Source organism: Methanocella arvoryzae MRE50, from assembly GCF_000063445.1.
Lineage (GTDB): Archaea > Halobacteriota > Methanocellia > Methanocellales > Methanocellaceae > Methanocella_A > Methanocella_A arvoryzae.
The window spans coordinates 868,996-887,995 of sequence record NC_009464.1; the positions used below are offsets into that span (position 1 = coordinate 868,996).

General features: G+C 54.4%; 14 protein-coding genes. 9 read left to right on the forward strand and 5 right to left on the reverse strand.

The annotated features are described in order from the left end of the window. The first annotated feature begins 12 nt into the window (after nt 1-12). The 4 genes from smc (at nt 13) to RCI_RS04490 (ending at nt 6,022) form a co-directional block, all read left to right on the forward strand. A complete protein-coding gene (gene smc / locus RCI_RS04475) occupies nt 13-3,534 on the forward strand; it encodes a chromosome segregation protein SMC (protein WP_012035208.1) in 3,522 nt (1,173 codons plus the stop codon). Continuing rightward, nucleotides 3,524-4,249 (forward strand): segregation and condensation protein A, encoded by a 726-nt coding sequence (locus RCI_RS04480; RefSeq protein WP_012035209.1) that lies wholly within the window; start codon nt 3,524-3,526, stop codon nt 4,247-4,249. The genes smc and RCI_RS04480 overlap by 11 nt, the downstream gene beginning before the upstream one ends. Continuing rightward, entirely contained in the window at nt 4,239-4,832 is a 594-nt protein-coding gene (scpB, locus tag RCI_RS04485) for an SMC-Scp complex subunit ScpB (protein ID WP_012035210.1), read from the forward strand. Before RCI_RS04480 ends, scpB begins: the two co-directional genes overlap by 11 nt. Before the next feature lie 80 nt (nt 4,833-4,912). After that, entirely contained in the window at nt 4,913-6,022 is a 1,110-nt protein-coding gene (locus RCI_RS04490) for a methionine adenosyltransferase (protein WP_048198026.1), read from the forward strand. Between the two features lie 217 nt (nt 6,023-6,239). Here the strand turns inward: RCI_RS04490 and amrS are convergent, their stop codons facing one another. After that, on the reverse strand, nt 6,240-7,262 hold the full coding sequence (amrS, locus tag RCI_RS04495) for an AmmeMemoRadiSam system radical SAM enzyme (RefSeq protein WP_012035212.1): 1,023 nt from the start codon (nt 7,260-7,262) through the stop codon (nt 6,240-6,242). 500 nt (nt 7,263-7,762) lie between these two features. On the opposite strand from amrS, the gene RCI_RS04500 reads away from it, so the two are divergent. From RCI_RS04500 to RCI_RS04520, 5 genes are all read left to right on the forward strand, one after another. Continuing rightward, nucleotides 7,763-9,958 (forward strand): carboxypeptidase regulatory-like domain-containing protein, encoded by a 2,196-nt coding sequence (locus RCI_RS04500; RefSeq protein WP_012035213.1) that lies wholly within the window; start codon nt 7,763-7,765, stop codon nt 9,956-9,958. A 13-nt stretch (nt 9,959-9,971) separates the two neighbouring features. After that, the gene (locus RCI_RS04505; RefSeq protein ID WP_231844942.1) at nt 9,972-11,105 is read left to right on the forward strand and encodes a cell division protein FtsA; all 1,134 of its coding nucleotides are present in this window, start codon (nt 9,972-9,974) and stop codon (nt 11,103-11,105) included. A 68-nt stretch (nt 11,106-11,173) separates the two neighbouring features. Then, on the forward strand, nt 11,174-11,992 hold the full coding sequence (locus RCI_RS04510; protein WP_012035215.1) for an A24 family peptidase C-terminal domain-containing protein: 819 nt from the start codon (nt 11,174-11,176) through the stop codon (nt 11,990-11,992). A 137-nt stretch (nt 11,993-12,129) separates the two neighbouring features. Further along, nucleotides 12,130-13,419, forward strand: a complete 1,290-nt coding sequence (locus RCI_RS04515; RefSeq protein WP_012035216.1) for an ATP-binding protein — start codon at nt 12,130-12,132, stop codon at nt 13,417-13,419. Nucleotides 13,420-13,537: 118 nt separating this feature from the next. Continuing rightward, nucleotides 13,538-14,278, forward strand: coding sequence for an MBL fold metallo-hydrolase (locus tag RCI_RS04520; RefSeq protein ID WP_012035217.1), 741 nt, complete (start codon nt 13,538-13,540; stop codon nt 14,276-14,278). A gap of 544 nt (nt 14,279-14,822) precedes the next feature. On the opposite strand, the gene RCI_RS04525 is transcribed toward RCI_RS04520, so the two are convergent. From RCI_RS04525 to RCI_RS04540, 4 genes are all read right to left on the reverse strand, one after another. Next, nucleotides 14,823-15,401: an Lrp/AsnC family transcriptional regulator gene (locus RCI_RS04525; RefSeq protein WP_012035218.1), complete on the reverse strand. Its 579-nt coding sequence runs from the start codon at nt 15,399-15,401 to the stop codon at nt 14,823-14,825. 220 nt (nt 15,402-15,621) lie between these two features. Continuing rightward, nucleotides 15,622-15,915 carry a DUF424 domain-containing protein gene (locus RCI_RS04530; RefSeq protein WP_012035219.1) on the reverse strand — a complete coding sequence of 98 codons (294 nt, stop codon included), beginning with the start codon at nt 15,913-15,915 and terminating at the stop codon, nt 15,622-15,624. Between the two features lie 13 nt (nt 15,916-15,928). Beyond that, nucleotides 15,929-16,336, reverse strand: coding sequence for a translation initiation factor IF-2 subunit beta (locus tag RCI_RS04535; RefSeq protein ID WP_012035220.1), 408 nt, complete (start codon nt 16,334-16,336; stop codon nt 15,929-15,931). Nucleotides 16,337-16,352: 16 nt separating this feature from the next. After that, nucleotides 16,353-18,941: an ATPase AAA gene (locus tag RCI_RS04540; protein WP_012035221.1), complete on the reverse strand. Its 2,589-nt coding sequence runs from the start codon at nt 18,939-18,941 to the stop codon at nt 16,353-16,355. Nucleotides 18,942-19,000: the final 59 nt, after the last annotated feature.

The window sequence follows — 19,000 nt, forward strand, 5'->3', positions numbered from 1 at the left end:
GACGTGATTTTCATGCACATCAAGGAGATCGAGCTGTCTAACTTTAAGTCATTTGCCAGAAAGGTCAAAGTGCCTTTCTACGATGACTTCACCACCATCTCGGGCCCCAACGGCTCGGGCAAGAGCAACATCATAGACAGCATTCTCTTTTGCCTCGGCCTCTCGAACTCCCGCACCATGAGGGCTGAGAAGCTCACTGATCTGATTTACAGTGTGGACGGTAAGAGCCCGGGCACTGCAGAGGTCACGATCCGCTTCGATAACGTTGACAGGGAGTTGCCGATCGACCTGGACGAGATCACCGTCACGAGGAGAATCAAGTCCAGCGACAGCGGCTACTATAGCTATTACTATTTCAACGATAAGCCCAGCTCGCTCAACGAGATCCACGAGCAGCTGGCGAAGGCCAGAATTTCCCAGGACGGTTACAACGTAGTCCTCCAGGGCGACGTTACCAGAATCATCAGCATGAGCGACACCGAGCGGCGGAAGATCATCGACGAGATCGCCGGCACCGCGGAGTTCGACGACAAGACAGACAAAGCGCTCTCAGAGCTGGAAGTGGTCAGGGAGCGGATCGAGCGGGTTAATATCATCATCGCAGAGGTCGAGGCCAGGCTTTCCCAGTTAAAGAGGGAGAGGGATCAGGCGCTGCTTTACCAGTCGTACAGGGACGAGAAGATCAAGAACGAGGGCTACCTGCTCTTATCGGAGCTGAAAGAGGCCCGGAAGTCGCTGGACTCGCTGCTGGAAGACCTGAGAGACAAGACCGCGAAGCGTGAAGCCATCATCGCCGAAGTTGAGGCAAAGGTGATCGCAGTCGACAAACTCAAGGCAGAGATCAGGGCCCTGAGCGAGGTCATTACCAGTAAGGGCGAGGGCGAGCAGATCAAGATCAGGAGAGAGATCGAAGAGGACCGGGCAGGCATCAAAGCGTGCACCAACATCATCGAGTTCTCTAAATCGGAGACGGTCAACCGGGAGAAGGAAAAGCAGAAACTGTTCCTGGAGATAGAGGCTTCGAATACCCAGATCGAAGCTCTCGGCGCCAGGGTGGCCGAAGAAGAGCAACGTAAGGCCAGCCTCGTCGGCGAGCTCAAGCACCAGAAAGCGGCTCTCGAAGAAGTCCACGGCAAAATCATGGTCATCGACTCCAGGTTCGAGGGCGTGAGAAGCAGGCTGTCAGAGATGAAGAACGCCCTCGAAGCTTCCAGGAATCAGCGCAACGAAAAGATCAGGGAGAAAGACCGTATTCTGGATGCAGCCAGGCGCAAGCAGGACGAGGAGATGGACGCTGAAGCGGCCATTACCTCTGGCCGGAGCGAGATCGAGAGCCTCCGGGTGGAAGGCGGCAACATCGAGCGGGACATAAAAGAACTCCAGCGGCGGTCCCAGGCTCTGGTCTCCGACATCGCGGACATGGAGAGCGCCAGGGCCCGGGCGAAACAGGATCAGCTGGCGATCGAGTCGAAGCTCCGTAAATTACAGGAAGAGTACGCCAGGGCGGAAGGCCGGATCAAGGCATACGAAGAGTCGGACTACAGCCAGGCCGTCGAGACCATTTTGCAGGCCCGCAACACCAGGGAGCTGCCGGGCATCTACGGCACTATCGCCGAGCTGGGTAAAGTGGACGACAGCTACTCTACTGCGCTGGAAGTGGCCGCGGGCAACAGGCTGCAGAACATCGTGGTCGACAACGACGAGGACGCATCCCGGTGCATCTACTACCTGAAAGACAGGCGAAAGGGCACTGCCACGTTTTTGCCGCTGAACAAGATGCGCCAGCGCCCGCCCATGCGGGATTTCAAGAACCAGCCCGGCGTCATCGACTACGCGATCAACCTGGTCGACTACAACCCGAAGTACGACGCGGCCTTCTGGTATGTGTTCGGGGACACCCTCGTGGTGGACAGCCTAGAGACCGCCCGCCGCATGATCGGCAGCGTCAGGATGGTCACGCTGGACGGGGATCTTGTGGAGAAGAGCGGCGCTATGACCGGCGGTTTCCGGCAGAAGTCGAAGCTCAAGTTCAAGGCTTCGGAAGAGGAGCGGATCAGGACTCTGGCGGAGCAGATCACGGTCGCCGAGTCGGAGAGGGACATGGCCATCTCTAAAGTGGAGTCGGTCGACGGCCATATCTACTCCTTAAAGAAGGACCGCTCTGAGCTGGAATCGCAGATCCAGAAGCTTTCGTCCCGCAGGGACGAGATCGCCGCCCGCGCCGGCAGGCTGGAGATCACCATCAGGGAGAAGGAGGCTGCTATCGCCTCGCTCAGGGACGAGCGCCGCATGCTGCGGGACGACATGATCCAGATCGAGGATGCGATCGCTAAGGCAGATGCTGACATCATATCATTATCATCAGAGACTGCTAAGCTGGAGGACGAGCTGAAAGGCTCGGAGATCCCGAAGCTGACCGAAGAGGCCACCCGCATCGAAGAGGAAATGCGCCGCCTCGAAGACCGAATCAGAGACATAGAGAGCGGCATAGCCTCCACTAAAATGGAACAGGGCTTCGTCACCGCCCGGATTGAGGAGAACCGCAAGCGCCTGCAGGACATCGACGCCAACATAGTCGCCTTGCGGCAGAAGGTGACGGAGAACGAGGCCCAGATAGTCGTCCACCAGCAGAGGATGGCCGAGCTGGGAAAGCGGGAGAAAGAGATCGAGGCGGAGCTGGTCGGCCTCAAGAAGCAGCGGGACGAAATGTCGGAAGCCCTGACCAGAGCTGACCACGACCTGTACGACGCAAGACGCTCGCTGGAGAGAGTCACTGGCCTGCTGAACACGCTGGAGATCGCCCGGGACGAGAATATTGAGAAGATCCGGCGGATGGAAGCGACGGTACAGGAGCGGGGCGTCGTGCCTTCGGAAGACGTGCCGCCCATCGACAAAGTAAGGGCGAACATCAGCCTGCTGGAGCGCAAGATGCAGGAGCTCGAGCCCGTCAACATGCTGGCAATTACGGAGTATGACTCGGTGGAAGCCCGCCTCAAAGAGACTACGGAGAAGCGGGATATCCTCACCAGGGAGCGCCAGGACATCCTGGACAAGATCGAGCACTACAAGACCATGAAGAAAGAAGCCTTCATGACCACCTTCACTGCCATCGCCGACAACTTCAGAAACATTTTCCACGAGCTGTCGGACGGCGTGGGAGAGCTAGTCCTGGAGAACCCCGAAGACCCGTTCGCCGGAGGCCTCACCATCCACGCGCAGCCCCACGGCAAAGCGCTGCAGCGCATGGAAGCCATGTCCGGAGGCGAGAAGAGTCTCACTGCATTAGCCTTCATCTTCTCCATCCAGAGGCACCGCCCGGCACCGTTCTATGCCTTCGACGAGGTCGACATGTTCCTCGACGGCGCTAATGCGGAACGGGTCGCCAGGATGATCAAGTCGCTGTCGAGCAATGCCCAGTTCATAGTGGTATCGCTGCGAAAGCCCATGATCGAATCGGCGAACAGGACTATTGGCATTGCCATGCAGGAGAATAACATTTCCAGCATCACGGGTGTGAGACTCTATGGCAATTGAAGCGCCTCCGGAGGCGTCACCGGGGGAAGCGCAACAGCAGCCCAGGCAGGAAGAGTCCGTCGAAATCCTGCTGGAGATGGCCCGCAACAACGAAATCGACCCCTGGAACATCGACATCATAGACATCACCGACAAATTCCTCCGCAAGATCGAGGAGCGTGAGCGGATCGACCTGCGAGTCTCGGCGAGGACGCTGCTATACGCATCGATCTTGCTGCGGATGAAGTCTGACGTACTGGTGAACGCTCCGCCACCGGAGGACGAGTACATCGAGGAAGACCCGGGCTTCGACATCGACCCGGAGGAGTTCCCGGTGCTGGAGCCCAGGCTGAGGCACGTGGCTGCAAGGCCTGTCACCCTGCAGGAACTGATCGAGGAATTAAAGAGGGCTGCGGCAACTAAGGACATCAACATGGCCCGGCAGGCCCGCAGGGTGGAAAAGCCCCAGCGGAAGACGCTGGAGGAAGTGCTGGGCATCGCCCACGAGGAGGACATCGAGAAGAGCATCATGGACATGATCAAGGTGCTCGACGCCGAATTTAATTACAGGGAATTCGTCACCCTCAGCGAATTAATTAAAGAGCAGACCCCGCACGGCATCATCAACGTGTACCTGCCACTATTGTTCCTGGCCACCAGAAAGTACGTTACGCTCACCCAGGAAGTGCTGTTCGAAGAGATATTCATCAGGAGAGGGGAGAAGCTTGGTAGATGAGAAAAACCTGCTGGAAGCCGCCCTGTTCGCCGCAGGCGGCCCTATTACAGACGCCCAGCTAAAGGCGCTGATCAACCGCTCGAGCGCTTACGTGGCGCAGATCATGGACCAGCTGATCGACGAATATAGGTCCAGAGGCTCCCCGCTGGAGATCATCCGCCTCGACGGCAAGTACGTCATGCAGCTCAAGCCGGAATACTCGAGCAAAGTCATGAGCGTCTCCCCCAAAGAGCTCAGCCCCGGCGTGCTGCGGACATTATCTATCATAGCTTATTACCAGCCCATTTTCCAGAACGAGCTCGTCAACATCAGAGGCCAGTCCGTCTACGACCATGTAGCCGTGCTGCTGGACAGGGGCCTGATAGAGAAGACCAAAGAAGGCCGTTCCTTCAAGATCACCACCACCCCGGCGTTCTGCGACTACTTCGGGCTCACCCACGGCGACGTGGAATCGATCAAGAAGCAGATCCAGCAGAAGGCGAAACTAAAGAAGCAGACTCTGACCCAGTGGATGGAGTCGAACGTGCCGGAAGGCGATCCGTTCGGGGCAGTGAAGCTGCTGGTGCCGGTAGCGAAAGAATAAACAACTCTTTTCGGCCCGATCGACAGTTCACCAGAACCTATTTTATATACATTAGTCAAATAATAATTGAGGCATTGTTCATGATCATCAGGCACGCTCCCGCACCGTATAGTAAAGAGCCCTTTGAGATCGTCGAGCGTAAGGGGCTCGGCCACCCGGATACGATCTGCGACGGCATCTCGGACGCCATATCCAGAGCCCTGTCGAAGTATTACCTAGATCACTTCGGCACGATCCTGCACCATAATGTGGACAAGGTGCTGCTGATCGGCGGCAGGTCGAAGCCGGTGCTCGGGGGAGGGGAGATCATCCGCCCGCTGAGTATCGTCCTCGGAGGAAGGGCTACGGACGAGTTTGAAGGAGCGAGGATACCTGTATACGATATCGCTACCAGAGCAACCGCAGAGTACCTTGAAGATACCATCAGGCACATCGAGGGATACTTTACCATAGAGCCCCGGCTGGGCAGCGGGTCGACCGAGCTGAGGAGCCTGGTAAAGAAGGCGGGAGCTAACGACACGTCCATGGGCGTAGGGTTTGCGCCGCTGAGCCACCTGGAGCAGGACGTCTTTGAGATAGAGCGGATAGCAAGAGAAACCCGGGGCTCCGGGGACGACGTGAAAGTCATGGGCATCCGCAAAGGCGAACGGGCACAATTCACTATAGCAGACGCCATCGTATCCAGGTACGCCGGAAGTATGGATGCCTACGAAGACATCAAGGCCAGCATCGCCGCCAGGGCTATCGCACACATCTCCGCCCGGTGGATCGACTCTGCCGTCGCAGTCAACGCCGCCGACCACGGAGACAACATCTACCTCACCGTCACCGGCACCTCCGCCGAAATGGGCGACGACGGCGAAACAGGCAGGGGCAACCGCGCAAACGGCCTGATCACCCCCGGCCGGCCCATGACCCTCGAAGCCCATGCCGGCAAGAACCCCGTCAACCACGTCGGAAAGATCTACAATATGATAGCGATCAAGGCAGCGGAAGACATAGTCAAGCTCGGGGCAGAAGACGCCTACGTCTACCTCGTCAGCAAAATCGGCGCCCCGCTGAACGAGCCCCAGATCAAGGCTGTGACCATCCACGGCCAGGCGGATGAGAAGAAAATAGAGTATGCAGTCGACTACTGGCTCGAACAGATACCGGCGTTCGCGGAAGAGTTCATTGCTGGAAAGTACTGATTAACCGCAGCGAACACCGAACACAAACACGATTATTCACCACAGAGAGCTAGTAACCACAGAGGCACAGAGAAACACAGAGACGCACAGAGATTTTTGATATAAGGATATACCGATGACCAATATTGAGTAAATCTCTGTGTAACTCTGTGAGCCTCTGTGCCTCCGTGGTAAACCGTTTCTCTGTAAGCCTCCGTAGTGAATAATCGCAGTTGTGTTAGCGCCCGTACTCACCGACGATAGGAATCTTTTCCCCGCAGGCCGGGCACTTTTTATCCGCTGGTATGGAGTACCGTATGATGTGGAACCCATAGCGCTCGATCAAAAGTTCGCCGCAGGCGGGGCACCAGGTGCTTTCGTACTTATGCCCCGGAGTGTTGCCGAGGTAGACATACTTGAGGCCTTCGGCTTTTGCGATGTCGTGGGCCTGCTCCAGTGTTTGCAGCGGTGTCGGCCTGACGTCGTCCATGTGGTACATGGGGTGGAAGCGGGTGAAATGAACGGGCGTATCCGGCCCGAGCTTATCGTTGACCCATTTCGAGAGGCTCCTGACCTCTTCGGGGCTGTCGTTCAGGCCGGGGATGAGGAGTGTGACGACTTCGACATGCATGCCTGCTTCTCTGGCTATGACTGAGGACTCAAGTACCGGGGCCAGCCTGGCCTTGCAGGTTTTCCGGTAGAAGTCCTCGGTAAAGGCTTTGATGTCAACCCGGTAGGCGTCGAGCAGGCCTTTCATGACGTCCATGTGCTCCTCAGTAGCGTAGCCGTTAGTTACGTAGACGGTTTTGATGTCCCGGCTGTGGGCGATCTCAGCGCAGTCACGAGTGAATTCCACCCAGATGGAGGGCTCGTTATAAGTCCAGGAGATGGTCTTACACCGATCTCTGGCCGCGTTCTCGATGGCCTGCTCCGGTGAGATGTCGCTCGTGTATACGCGCTCTATGTCGGCCTGGGAGATGGTCCAGTTCTGGCAGTGCTCGCAATGAAAGCTGCAGCCGACAGACCCCATGGAGTAGGAGTAGCTGCCTGGGTAAAAGTGATAAAGAGGCTTCTTTTCGATGGGGTCACTGGCCACCGAGGTGACAGTGCCGTAAATCAGGCTGAAGATCTTGCCGTCTATGTTCTTGCGGGTCCGGCAGTTGCCGGACCGGCCAGGCGGGATCAGGCACCGGTATGAGCATACGTTGCACCTCAGCTTGTTATCCCCCGCCTGTTCCCACAGGATAGCTTCTTTCAGCATGGTAAGATCTCCCGCTCTTGAAACTTTATATGCTGCAAAATATATTAGGCTTTGTCATCGGGATGACATTAGAAAGTGGCGTATGCCACCACACTTTCGAAAGATGAAAACAGGTACTGCGGGCTGAGATCCTTTATACATAATATATATTGTGCTGGGGGATGGTTGACGGATAATAGGATAGCATTTATATACTCGCTGCTAATAGTAGCTATTCGATAAGCTACCGGCTACATACGTGCGGATAGGAAAAGGAGGCATAAAAGCGCCTGCAAACGGCGTTTAAACGTCCCTGGCGCAAGGATGCCCGGCTGTTCGAGCGAGTAAAGCTATAAATAACATGCTGAAAAACATGCAAATGCTCGTCGCTCTACAGGGCATTTCCAGGCTAAAAAAGCCGTAATAATGCCTCGTATCGAAAACACCGTGGATATAACCGGTTATACGATAAAATATTTGTAGATGTAAAAGCTTAATTCAGAAGGTCGGAAGGTCGAAGGATGAAAAAGGTACTTGCCCTCTTATTAATCAGTTTCTTCGTTTTACAACTCATCGCTGCCCCTAACGTATATGCGGCAAGCCTGCCGTTCACTGCGCTGGGACAGGTTGTGGACAGACACGGAAAGCCTGTACAGGGTGCGACTGTAATCCTGTACGATGGCATTTATCAGGAGATCGGCAGGACCGTTTCAGATGAAAGCGGAGCCTTCGGCTTCAGTAACGTGGTGGCTAACAGCCCGGGCTGTAAGGTAAAGGTAGAATTCAAGGACAGCGGGACCACTTACGAGACAAGCGTGGTAAACACACTGTGGTACCCGACCGATACTGGCATCGTCAAGTTCGATATCAGAGATACGACTCTGGAAAAGTATCCTCCCCCTGAATACGGATTTATCTGGGGTGTTATGCAGCAGGACGGATCCAGCCAGAGGCCTTTAGGTAATGGTGTTGTCTACGCATCTTCCGGCGATCAGAAATTCTACACCTTCACGGACAACTCTAAAAACAGAGGCACGTTCCTCATGCGCCTACCGGTCGGCCACTACAAGGTGTGGGGCCAGTACATGGAAAACGGCATGATCTTCCAGTCCAGCAAGATTCTGGATGTTGACGTGATTGGTGCCACTAATTATCTCGACAGTCTTTCGACTACTGTATTAATACCAATGTCTGCAGCAGCGCAGAACCCCCAGCCGCCAGAGATGCCGACTCAGGAACAGCTGAATATCTTGAGCGGCTACGTCACCTATAAAGACGGCAAGCCCATACCTGACCAGGTAGTAACGCTTTACCAGTCCACGGACGATGGCATGAGCGGCTATCTGAAGGTAGGAGAAGCCAGGACTGACCAGAACGGCTTCTACCAGTTCTACGGAGTCCAGGTTACCGCAGATGCGCCGGACAATGGCATCGTATACGGCTCCAAGGGATTCAATATCACCACTATGTATACGGACAAGAACGGCCAGGTATACGGTGATAGCAAAAAGATCACGCTATATAACCCCAATTTCGTCACCCAGGACCCGAGCGCAGACCATAGAGCCCGGAACCCGGTCGTCAACTTCACCATACCATACTCAACCCAGGGCTGGGTAAAGATAAACACGATTAACCCGGAGATCACCGGAATCAAGCTGTATGTAGATGACAAGTTGATCACAGACTCTGAGGGCAAGCCAGTCACATTACCATATACTGCTTACATAGAACCCGGGAGTCACAAGATCAAGATTACTGCACCGGGCTACGATGACTGGGAAACACCTGTCAACATAGTTGAGAATACGCCCACGCAGGACGTCTTTGTGGGCATGACCAAGTCTGTCGTTCCCGCATGGGTGCCAGTTGCAGCAGCCGTAGTTATTCTCATCCTCGTAGTAGTGGCAATACTGGCCCTGCTGTTCACCAAACGCCAGTGGATCCTGGGAATATTCGGCGGCATCATCGCCCCGATCCAGGGCGCGCTGGGCAAATCGCTCAACAACTACAAGGCCTCCAGTCAGACGAAGAAGGCTAACAGGGCCCAGAGGGCCGAGGCTCGCAAAGCCGAGCAGGCCAGGATGGCACAGGCCCGGGAAGCGTCCAGAGCAAAACTGGACAGCAAGAAGAGCCAGGAGAAGGCTTTCAACGCAAGGGCAGAGCAGCCCCGCCTTCCGGAGTATCGCGGTGAAGAAGAGGAAGTTCCGAGCATGGTCAGCGCCCGCGAGATCTACAAAAAGCAGGACAGGCCGGCCGTAGAGAGGATACCGTCCTCGTACGCCAACAGAGGCCCGTCTGTAATACCGCCGGCTGCATATGATGATGAGCCAGCTCCGAGAGCTCCTGCATACGAAGACAGGGAAGCCAGAGCGCCCGCATACGAACCCAGGGCTCCGATCACGTCTGAGCCTGACGGGCGGATACGCTTACCCAGGTCCATGCCCATAGGCAGAGACCAGCCGCCTTCCGCAAGCATAAAGGATAAGGAACTTGTCATCAAGTATATTCGGGAGCACCCGGACGGAGTCTCCTTTATCCAGATGAGCAACGATCTGGAGATTCCCCCGAACACGCTCACCATGATCACCAAAGAGCTCGTCATCAACGATGACATCGAGAAAATCAAGGGATTGTACTACTATAAGTCACACGATTCCTCGTCCGATGACAGAGAGTCGTCCGTAGTCGTATGGAGGCTGGACGGGGAAGATTAAAGGGTGGATATAAATGGATGAAATGAATGCTCACGATAGCAAAATGTTCACAGACGGCAGCGGAGGCATGGAATTAGCCGGCGCCGGTTTTGTCGATACTGGATATGTCAAGAAGAGATCCAATGAGGCAGTGCCCATAGGCCTGAAGATAGGCTCGACCCGCACTGTGCTGGTCATGCCCAACTACGAGGGCAGCCTCGATATCGTCCGCACGCTCACCTGCGTCGCCCGCTATCGGGACTTATTCACCGGCAAGCTCGCCACCAAATTCGGAGACGAGGCTGCCGAAGAGTACGCCGATTCAGTCTACTTCATGTTCAGGGCAGGGCTGCCCCAGGACGACGACAGCGTCAAGCTCGCCGCCCAGTTCATCGAGTACCTCGTGTACCGGTACAACATCCCTGAGAACAGCTATGTAACACTCGCACACCCCGCAGTCGAGAACGAAAGGGGCCGCAAGAACCTGAAAGAGATCATCTCTGGAATGTCCATCGGCAGGACCGGCAGACAGGCGTGGTCCGAAGCCTTCTGCGGCGCAATCCCCGCCTTCGAGGGCCTGGAAGCCATCAAGAAGACTTTCATGAGCGTCAACATGGGCTCCACTACCCTGGAGATCAGCGCGTTCAGGAACGGCGAGCCGGTCCACACAGTCACGCTCGGCACCATCAGCGGCAACCTGGTCGACAGGAAGATTCGCCTGGGCGTGCAGAACGAGACTCAGGGCATCGTCAACATCGACCTCAATACCGCCCGCAAATACAAGGAAGAGTTCGCCAACTTCATCGACTACAAGCCTGTCTACGACTCCGTCCACATCCACGACAGAGGCCAGTACGGCTTCAAGATCGAGAAGAGCATCATGAAGCCCGTGGAAGAATACGTCAACAACGTAATCGAGGCCATTATGGAGAACTTCTTCCCGCAGCTGGCCCAGGACCACTACCAGACCTACAAGAGGGTCCTGACAGAGCCGATTATCTTAACCGGCGGCATGGCATGTATCCCTGGCCTCAGGGAGAGAATCCAGCAGATGCTCTGCGACGAGCTGGAGCAGAAGGTCACGGTCATCTCGAGCGAAAGGCCAGACCTGGCGCCGGCCATCGGGGCTTTCAGGATCTCAGAGTACACGCTTAACTATAAAGAGTAAGGGGACCACCCTTACTTACTATTTTGTCTAATAAAGCATTTATATCATATTGCTAATTCTAATAGCGTATGTTAACTGTCCAGCCGGATGCAATCAACTGGCTACGTATTGTGATGTGTCTGGCAATAATGGGATACTCCTGTATCACAGACTGGAAGTCCAGGCGGGCGCCGCCCATACTCTGGGAAGTAATGACCGCTGCCGGGGTTATCCTGCTACTGACGGAGATCTTTACATCCTCGTACGAAGTGCGGTACAACGTGCTGTTCTTCTTCGCCCTGAGCTTCTGTTTAATCTACCTGCTGGTGAACTTCATCTACTACCTGTTCAACAACGTACTGAAAGGTGCCTTCGGAGGAGCCGATGCCAATGCACTGCTGGCTATGTCGGTGCTGTTCCCGTACTACCCGGTCATGGACATCCTGGGCGTTTCGCTGCCGCTGGTCAAAGATCCGGTCACGCCCATCTTTACACTTGCAGTCTTTGGTAACGCCCTCATCCTGAACATCGTCCTGCCCCTGTCGATCTTCCTCTACAACGCGTACAAGTTGCCTTTCAGGGAACTGAAATCTAACTTTATTACAGCGTTCTTCGGGTACAAGATGAGCCTGAAGGACCTGAAGGATAAGCACGTCAGGCTGATGCATAACTACGAAGAGGAAGATGGCAAAGTCGTCAGGCACATGTCCATGTTCAGGTACCCTGAGCTGGACGACGAGCTCTACGGCCAGCTGAAGAAGTGGAGAAAAGAGGGCAAGATAGAGGATACGCTCTGGGTTACGCCCAAGATACCGCTGCTCATACCGATCACCTTAGGAGTCGTTGTAGCGCTGGCGTACGGCGACATCATGACTCAGATGATCGTAGGAATCATGGGGCTGCTTTAAAGTTTCCGAATGGCTCGCAGGCCTTCCGGGCTTGCGAGAATCCTTCCGCGCTAACTGTAAAATATTTAAGCATCGAAACATGTATGTATTAAGTTCACCTTAATTAAAGTTTACAACGCAGGACTGGAGTAATAACGATGGCAAATATTAACGAAAAATCGGTGCTGGATGTCCTCGAGCTGCTGCTCACCGCCGAGATATACAATAACTCGGGTGCGCTGACAGAGGACGATCTGCCGCCCCGTATTCGCAAGCACTACTGGGACGCCAAGAACAATAATGTGCCCCGGCCGATCAAGGTTGTCGATTCGGACATCAAGGCGATCCTGAACTTCGACGACGCCCATGAAATCATGTCTTCGCTGCCCTTCGTCAACTTCGACGAGTTCGGCTCGATTTTCACACTCACGGTGCTGGACCTCGGCACCAAGTGGTTTGCGAAGAAAGACGTGAAAGACCGGATTAACAATAACCCTGTCCTGGCTTACTATTACCAGAACTACGGCACCTTCCACGTCGACTATAAGGAGGTCAAGTCCAGGAATCCCCCGAAGGAATCCGACAGGGCCTGGGTCGAGGCGCTGAGCAAGAACGTGGCCACCGAAGGAGGGGAAGAAGGCGTCGACATGCTGAAGCTTGTCCACGTATTCGCCCCGGAGGACGTCAACCAAAAGATTGACGACATCGTGCTTACCCCCGAGCAGGAGGCTGAAGTAGAGAAAATCGTGAAGGCCATCCAGTACCGCGACTACCTGCGGAAGATCGGTTTAAGAGAGATTGGCAAGCTGCTGTTCGTAGGGCCCCCGGGAACCGGCAAGACGTCAACGGCGAGGGCCATGTCCGCGAGACTGGGCCTGCCTTTCCTCGAGGTAAAACTTTCCATGATCACCTCGCAGTACCTCGGCGAAACGTCCAAGAACATCGATAAGGTGTTCGAGCTCGCCAAGAAGATGAGCCCCTGTATCCTCTTCATCGACGAGTTCGACTTCGTCGCCAAGACCAGGACGTCCGACGAGCATGCAGCCCTCAAGAGAGCGGTAAACACCCTGCTGAAGTGCATTGACGACATCAGCCTGGTCAACGACGGCGTGCTCCTGATCGGTGCCACCAACCATCCGAAATTACTGGACAGCGCCGCGTGGAGAAGGTTCGACGAGATCGTCATGTTCCCGCTGCCCGACGTGGAGATGAGGGAACAGATCTTCAAGATGGTGCTGGAGCCCATCGATGGCAAGTTCAACACGGAAGAGCTTGCCGCCATGACGGAGAACTACTCCGGCTCAGATCTGCGCCTCGTTGTCAGAGAAGCAGTGCTCAACGCGCTCACCGAAGACAGGACCACACTCACCCAGGAAGACATGGTCCGGGCAGTCAGGCAGTTCGAGGAACGGATCAACCTGAGATTGAACGACGGCCAGAGCAGTTAATGAAAGAGTATGACTGACGGGGAACTTTTTGGGCAAGTTCCCCGAAGCCTTATTTTCGGCGCATCACTTTTCCGGCTCGCAAGAAACTTTATTTTATTTCACAGCCAACTGGTAGTCCATGCGTATCACTCTCCTGGGCACTGGCGACGCAGTAGGCACCCCCAAGATTGGCTGTAAGTGCCCGGCATGCCTGGATGCGAAAAAAGGCGGCAAAAGCAGGCGGTACAGGCCAGGGATACTTGTCACCGACGGCAAGCTGAACGTCATGATCGAAACTGGCCCGGACCTCCGGTCGCAGTTGCTGGATAATGACATCGAGCGCATCGACGCTGTCGTCTGGTCCCACCAGCACCGGGACCACACCGGCGGCTTCGGAGACTTCTGGAGAGTGAAGAGCAACATGCCAGTGTATGGAGAGAAACAGGTGCTCGACTACGTCCTCGGAGAGTTCCATTTTATGTCCTTCGATCGCCACGATTGCGAGCTTTACAGGCCGTTTATGATCGGCGAACTGGAGTTCACACTGTTCGAGGTTACACATCCCCCTATCCGGATGGCGACAGGAATGCGCATCAGGCATAACGGAAAAACCCTCGTATATACAGGCGATACCAACAGACAGATACCATCCGAAAGCATGGCCATAATGATGGACCCCGACCTGCTGATCGCCGACGCCATCGTCCCGCCGCACATCAACATCGATAAGCATATGAACGCTGCCGATGCGATGAACCTGGCCATGGAAACACGGGCAAAAACGACCCTGTTAACCCATATTGCCCACCTGTTCCCGCCCCACGAGGAGGCAGCCAGGACTTATCCACTGGGCTATGATGGGATGATCATCGACCTATGACAGAGAATAAACAGGTAGTAGTTATTAGCACTTTTAGAGTAATTCCGGAAACTTTTTGGACGTTTCTGAGACATTGCTCATGAGATTATGAGCGTACACGGACGCTGCGATGTACCTCACCTGAATGTACAGGCTCTCCCGAGATAGCAATTCGAACGCTGCGCTGTGCTAAACCTCACAGATGCCACAGATTCTGACTGATTCCACAGATTTCTCTGCTGGATCCACAGATTACTACACGATAGCACAGATGGAATACTCTAATAATAATAATCGATCACCGATGGCAATCATAAGACAATCGATCAGAATATTTTTAGTTATCTGTGGAATCAATCGTAATCTGTGCTATCCATAGAAATCTGTGGAATCAGTTTCAATCTGTGAAATCTGTGAGGTTTTGCACAGCGCAGCGTTCGTCTTGCTGTCTCATCGCACACGAGCAACCAAAGAACGCCCAGCCCAGCATAGGCTCTTGTTGATAGTGTACTGTTAGAAATAAATAAGAAAATTACTAAAAATACTAAAAATAGTAAATTATGGCTTATTTATAATGCCCATACATAACGCCCAGCGCCTCGCCGACTCTCATCCCGCTGGATTTAAGCTGGGCCGGGGCGGGCATCATCTCTCTCTTGTTACGGGCCTGCACGATGGCCTCTTTCTCATCGACGCTCAGGATGTTGACCTCGGCGATCTCCCTGATGGCCTTCATGATGATCGATATATCCATGTCGTTGATGCCCAGCGGTGTGATCTTATTCTTGATAATTTTATTCAGCTCATCGTAATCGGTGGCTGTGATGAAGAATGACAGGTTCTTTTCGCCGCTGGTGTGGTAAATCTGGAGGACGCCGTTAACCAGTTTCAGCTTGTTGGCGATCTCGTCGAACTGCGTCGGCTGCACTCGGGCATAGACGATAGCGCTGCAATTGAGACCTACACGAGGTTTGTTGATGATCGCAGTATACCCTTCGATGATCCCCTGCTCTTCCATGAAGCTGATGCGCTCACGTACAGTCGACTCTGCCCGGTCCATTTCTTTGGTAATGTCTTTGTACGTGATCCTGCCGTCACGCTGAAGCAACTGCAATATACGTTTGTTCAGTCTGTCTATCTCCATTTTCCGAAGCACCGCCTGTGTTTTTCGATTGCCAGCATCATATGACAACCATATGCCGGGCCAACCGTTTTCTGAATGTGTACTTACTGATATATAATTACTTTCATATTATATATATGTTTTAGTATTATTAGGCAATCACATGTACAGCTACAGTATCTTGCCCAACTATTACTGTATATTGTATTATTATATATTTAAATTTATGTATATACCAGTTTTAGGGCATGCATACCAGCTGGGCGTGTGGAATGTCGGCTATGTACATCACGCAATTTGAATCGATGATGCCGGCGCTGACGGCACAGGCCACGCTCTCTTCTCCGACCAGGTTCGCTATCGTGGCTTCCTTCAGGGCGTCGACTACTTCCTCACAGCAGGCAGGCTCCCGCCCGTAAAACTTTTCTGCCACTATTAGCTGGGCATCCCCGTCAGAGAACTCCTTTCCAAGGTATTTCTCGTCGCAGACGGCCACCATCACTTCGTTGTCTATCCGGTAGACTTTCAGGTACACAGTCAAACCACACCTATCTGATCGTTTTTACAGGGTATCTCGCACCACAAGCCTCGCATACGAGAGTAGTGGTACGTTTCTCCTTGACCATCCGGGTATCGGGGAGGTGACACACATTGCACATAACGTAAGCGTCTACGAACTGGTGCACAGCGGCGTCGATCTGCTCCGAAGAAAAGACGCCTGTAAGTGTGATCCTGCCATCCGTGCGGGTGCCGGCCGTGCCGATTTCCCGCAGCAGGTACTTCGCCACAGTATCAGGGTCCCGATTAAGACGGTCGCATATGTCGCCGAAGTTCTCGATGACGGTCTTCTTGCCTTCGAGGCGTACCCGGGCGGCAGGCACCTCAAAGCGGGCTTTGCTTTTGACGCTCTTCGGCAGTTCTGCTTTGCCCCGGTTCAGAAGTGAATCGTAGTCCATACTCATTATCCTCCTCTTACGACAGGCTGAGATGGCCTGACTTCGGCTCGAAAATTTCCCCGATCTCCCTCAATTTTTTAAGCTCTTTTTCTACTTTATCTTTTGGCATGCCACTTTCGACCGCCCGGTCAATGAGCACGTCAACTGGCACCGATCCCTCGTACTCCCTGGACAGGTCTTCGATGAGGTGCTTCAGGTTCTTGATCCGGTCCCGCTGGGACTTGGCGACGCCCACCTGCAGCACGTCGATGTCCAGCCTGCCGGTCTCAGTATCCATGCCCACCTGCTTCAGGCTGGTCATAGTGATGCGGATAGTGCGGGCCACGTCGTCGGCCGTCACCTTGTCGCTGAGGCGCATGCGGGCGCTCGCCTCCGCAAGCCTTACCAGGCCTTCGAGCTGACGGGCTGTGACCGGGATGGGAGCGTTGTCACCTTCGCCCTGCTTACGCAGGCCGAGGTAGAAGTTGATGATCTGCGCCTTTGCGTCTTCGGTCATGATAGGGAAGACCTTGCGCTTGGCATATGCGACGTATTTCCTGAACAGCTTTGGGTCGATCTGAGGCTTGATAGTCGACATGGCGGTCCTGACCATGTCATCAGTAACATGGCTGGCCGGATTGTTCTTCCTGTGCTCGTGCAGTTCGCCCGCAAAGTGAGACTTCAGGATGTGCCCGGCGATGTTCGTATCCCTCTTTTCCTCGGGCTTGTCCTGTAAAATGAAGATCAGGTCGAAACGGCTCATCAGCGACGGGGGCATGTTGATCTGGTCAGGAATGCTCTCGTAGGGGTCGAAACGGCCCAGCTTAGGATTTGCGGCACCCAGGATGGCGCAACGGCATTTTAGAGTCGCCAGAATGCCCGCCTTGGCTATACTGATGCTGTTATGCAGGATAACACCTTGCGAGACGAAGCAATGGTAAGGCTCGACGGTGACATCATATACATAATCTGTCCGGTACTGGCCCTCATTGGGTATGACTTCCACAGCAGTCACATACAATGAGCATATTTTCGAGCCTGTTTGCTCTTCAACCGGAGCCGGTACTGGATCACCAATAGTTACAGCAGAAGCAGGGATACAGGATATTCCGTCTTTAACAATAAAGACAGGGTGTTCTGGTGTAACAATTATCTCTCGGTCATTTGAATACCGGATTTTTATGAAATGATCTGGGGCTTTATGCCTGCTAACACGATCAACACGCTGCTCCGTAATATGATTCATGTCAGTGCTTAGGACAGAAACACCTTCGCACGGCACTATTTCGCAGTCGATGCCTTCAATGATCTCGTCAGCCTTTGCATAGGTCTGATCGAACAAGTCTCCTATTCTAATTTTTCTCCCATCAGCCAGCAGAATTTCTGTCAAAGGATGATAGCTCTGCTGTTCCATGCCCTCATGCAGCGACGATCGGTCCTCATTTTTCATCTTGTCCATTTCGTCGATGGCTGCGATACCCTTGTCTGCCAGCACCAGCGCACCGGCCTCCAGCGTCCACTGGCCGTCGAACTCGTCCTTTACTGCCGCTGCAGTAAGACCGGCGGATGACGCGCTCTTGCCCGACGCGTAGACGCCTCTCGGGGCCAGCTTGACCACGTACCGCAGGATCTGTGATTTGGCGATACCGGGGTCGCCGACCAGCAGCACGTGAATGTCGCCCCTGATGCGGCTGCCGTCAGGTAGCTCCTTGACTACCCCGGAGAAGAGCTGATGGGCGACAGCCTCTTTGACCTCGTCGTAGCCGTAGATGGACGGAGCGATGGAGCCAATCACCTTCTGGTAAATCTCCGGATCCCTCGACATGCGCAGGATCTCTTCCTCGTCCTCGAGGCTGATCTCCACCTCGTCGAACTCCTGCTCCTCCAGCTCGACAGCGACGCCGTCCAGGTAAATGTCGAAATAAGCCGTCTTGCCATCCTTGTTGACACGCTGCGCCGAGCGCAGGATGCCCGTGACGGTGATGAACTCGCCGGGAGTCACGATGCCTGCCAGGTCGTCGCTCACGTTGATGTCCAGCGTCTGAGGCTGCTCGCCGCCCTTGAGGTTCTCAGGCGACTCCTGGATCTTGATCCGCTGGTAGTCCTCGAACCGTGACTCCTTGTACATCAGCCTGAAAATGCCTTTCTTCTCCTCGTTGCACTGGCAGTAGGAAGGCTCGATGAACTTGCCTGACCCCTCCTGGGGTATGTAGATGATGTTCTTACACCTGGCGCACTCGAAGGCAGCCTCGAGAATCCGGGGGCGGACGTCGGTGATCTTCCTCACCGTGCCCTCCAGCGAGACGAGCTTGTTGACGTCGCTGCTCCGCAGTTCACGGACCTGCGTCTTTCTCGGGACTTTGATGACCCGGATCTTGGCAGATACCTGCGTCTTGACAGGCAGGTCCACCAGCGTCAGCGCGTCTTCTGCGTGAGAGAGCACCAGGTCCGGGTTGTTCAGCAGCTCCTCGGCAAGCCTGACGTCGAATTTGGTGATGTTCGGAAACTCGATGGCGAGCGCTTTGTTCTTGACGTCAGACACAGCCAGCTGCTGAATCTGATTCTTGTAATACCGGGTCAGGAATTCCTTCCACCGGGCGACACTGGAAATCACGCTTGCGGCCATACTGTCCTCTCACCTGGAAGTGAGAATATCAGTTCTTAAACTATATGGTTTTTGCATGG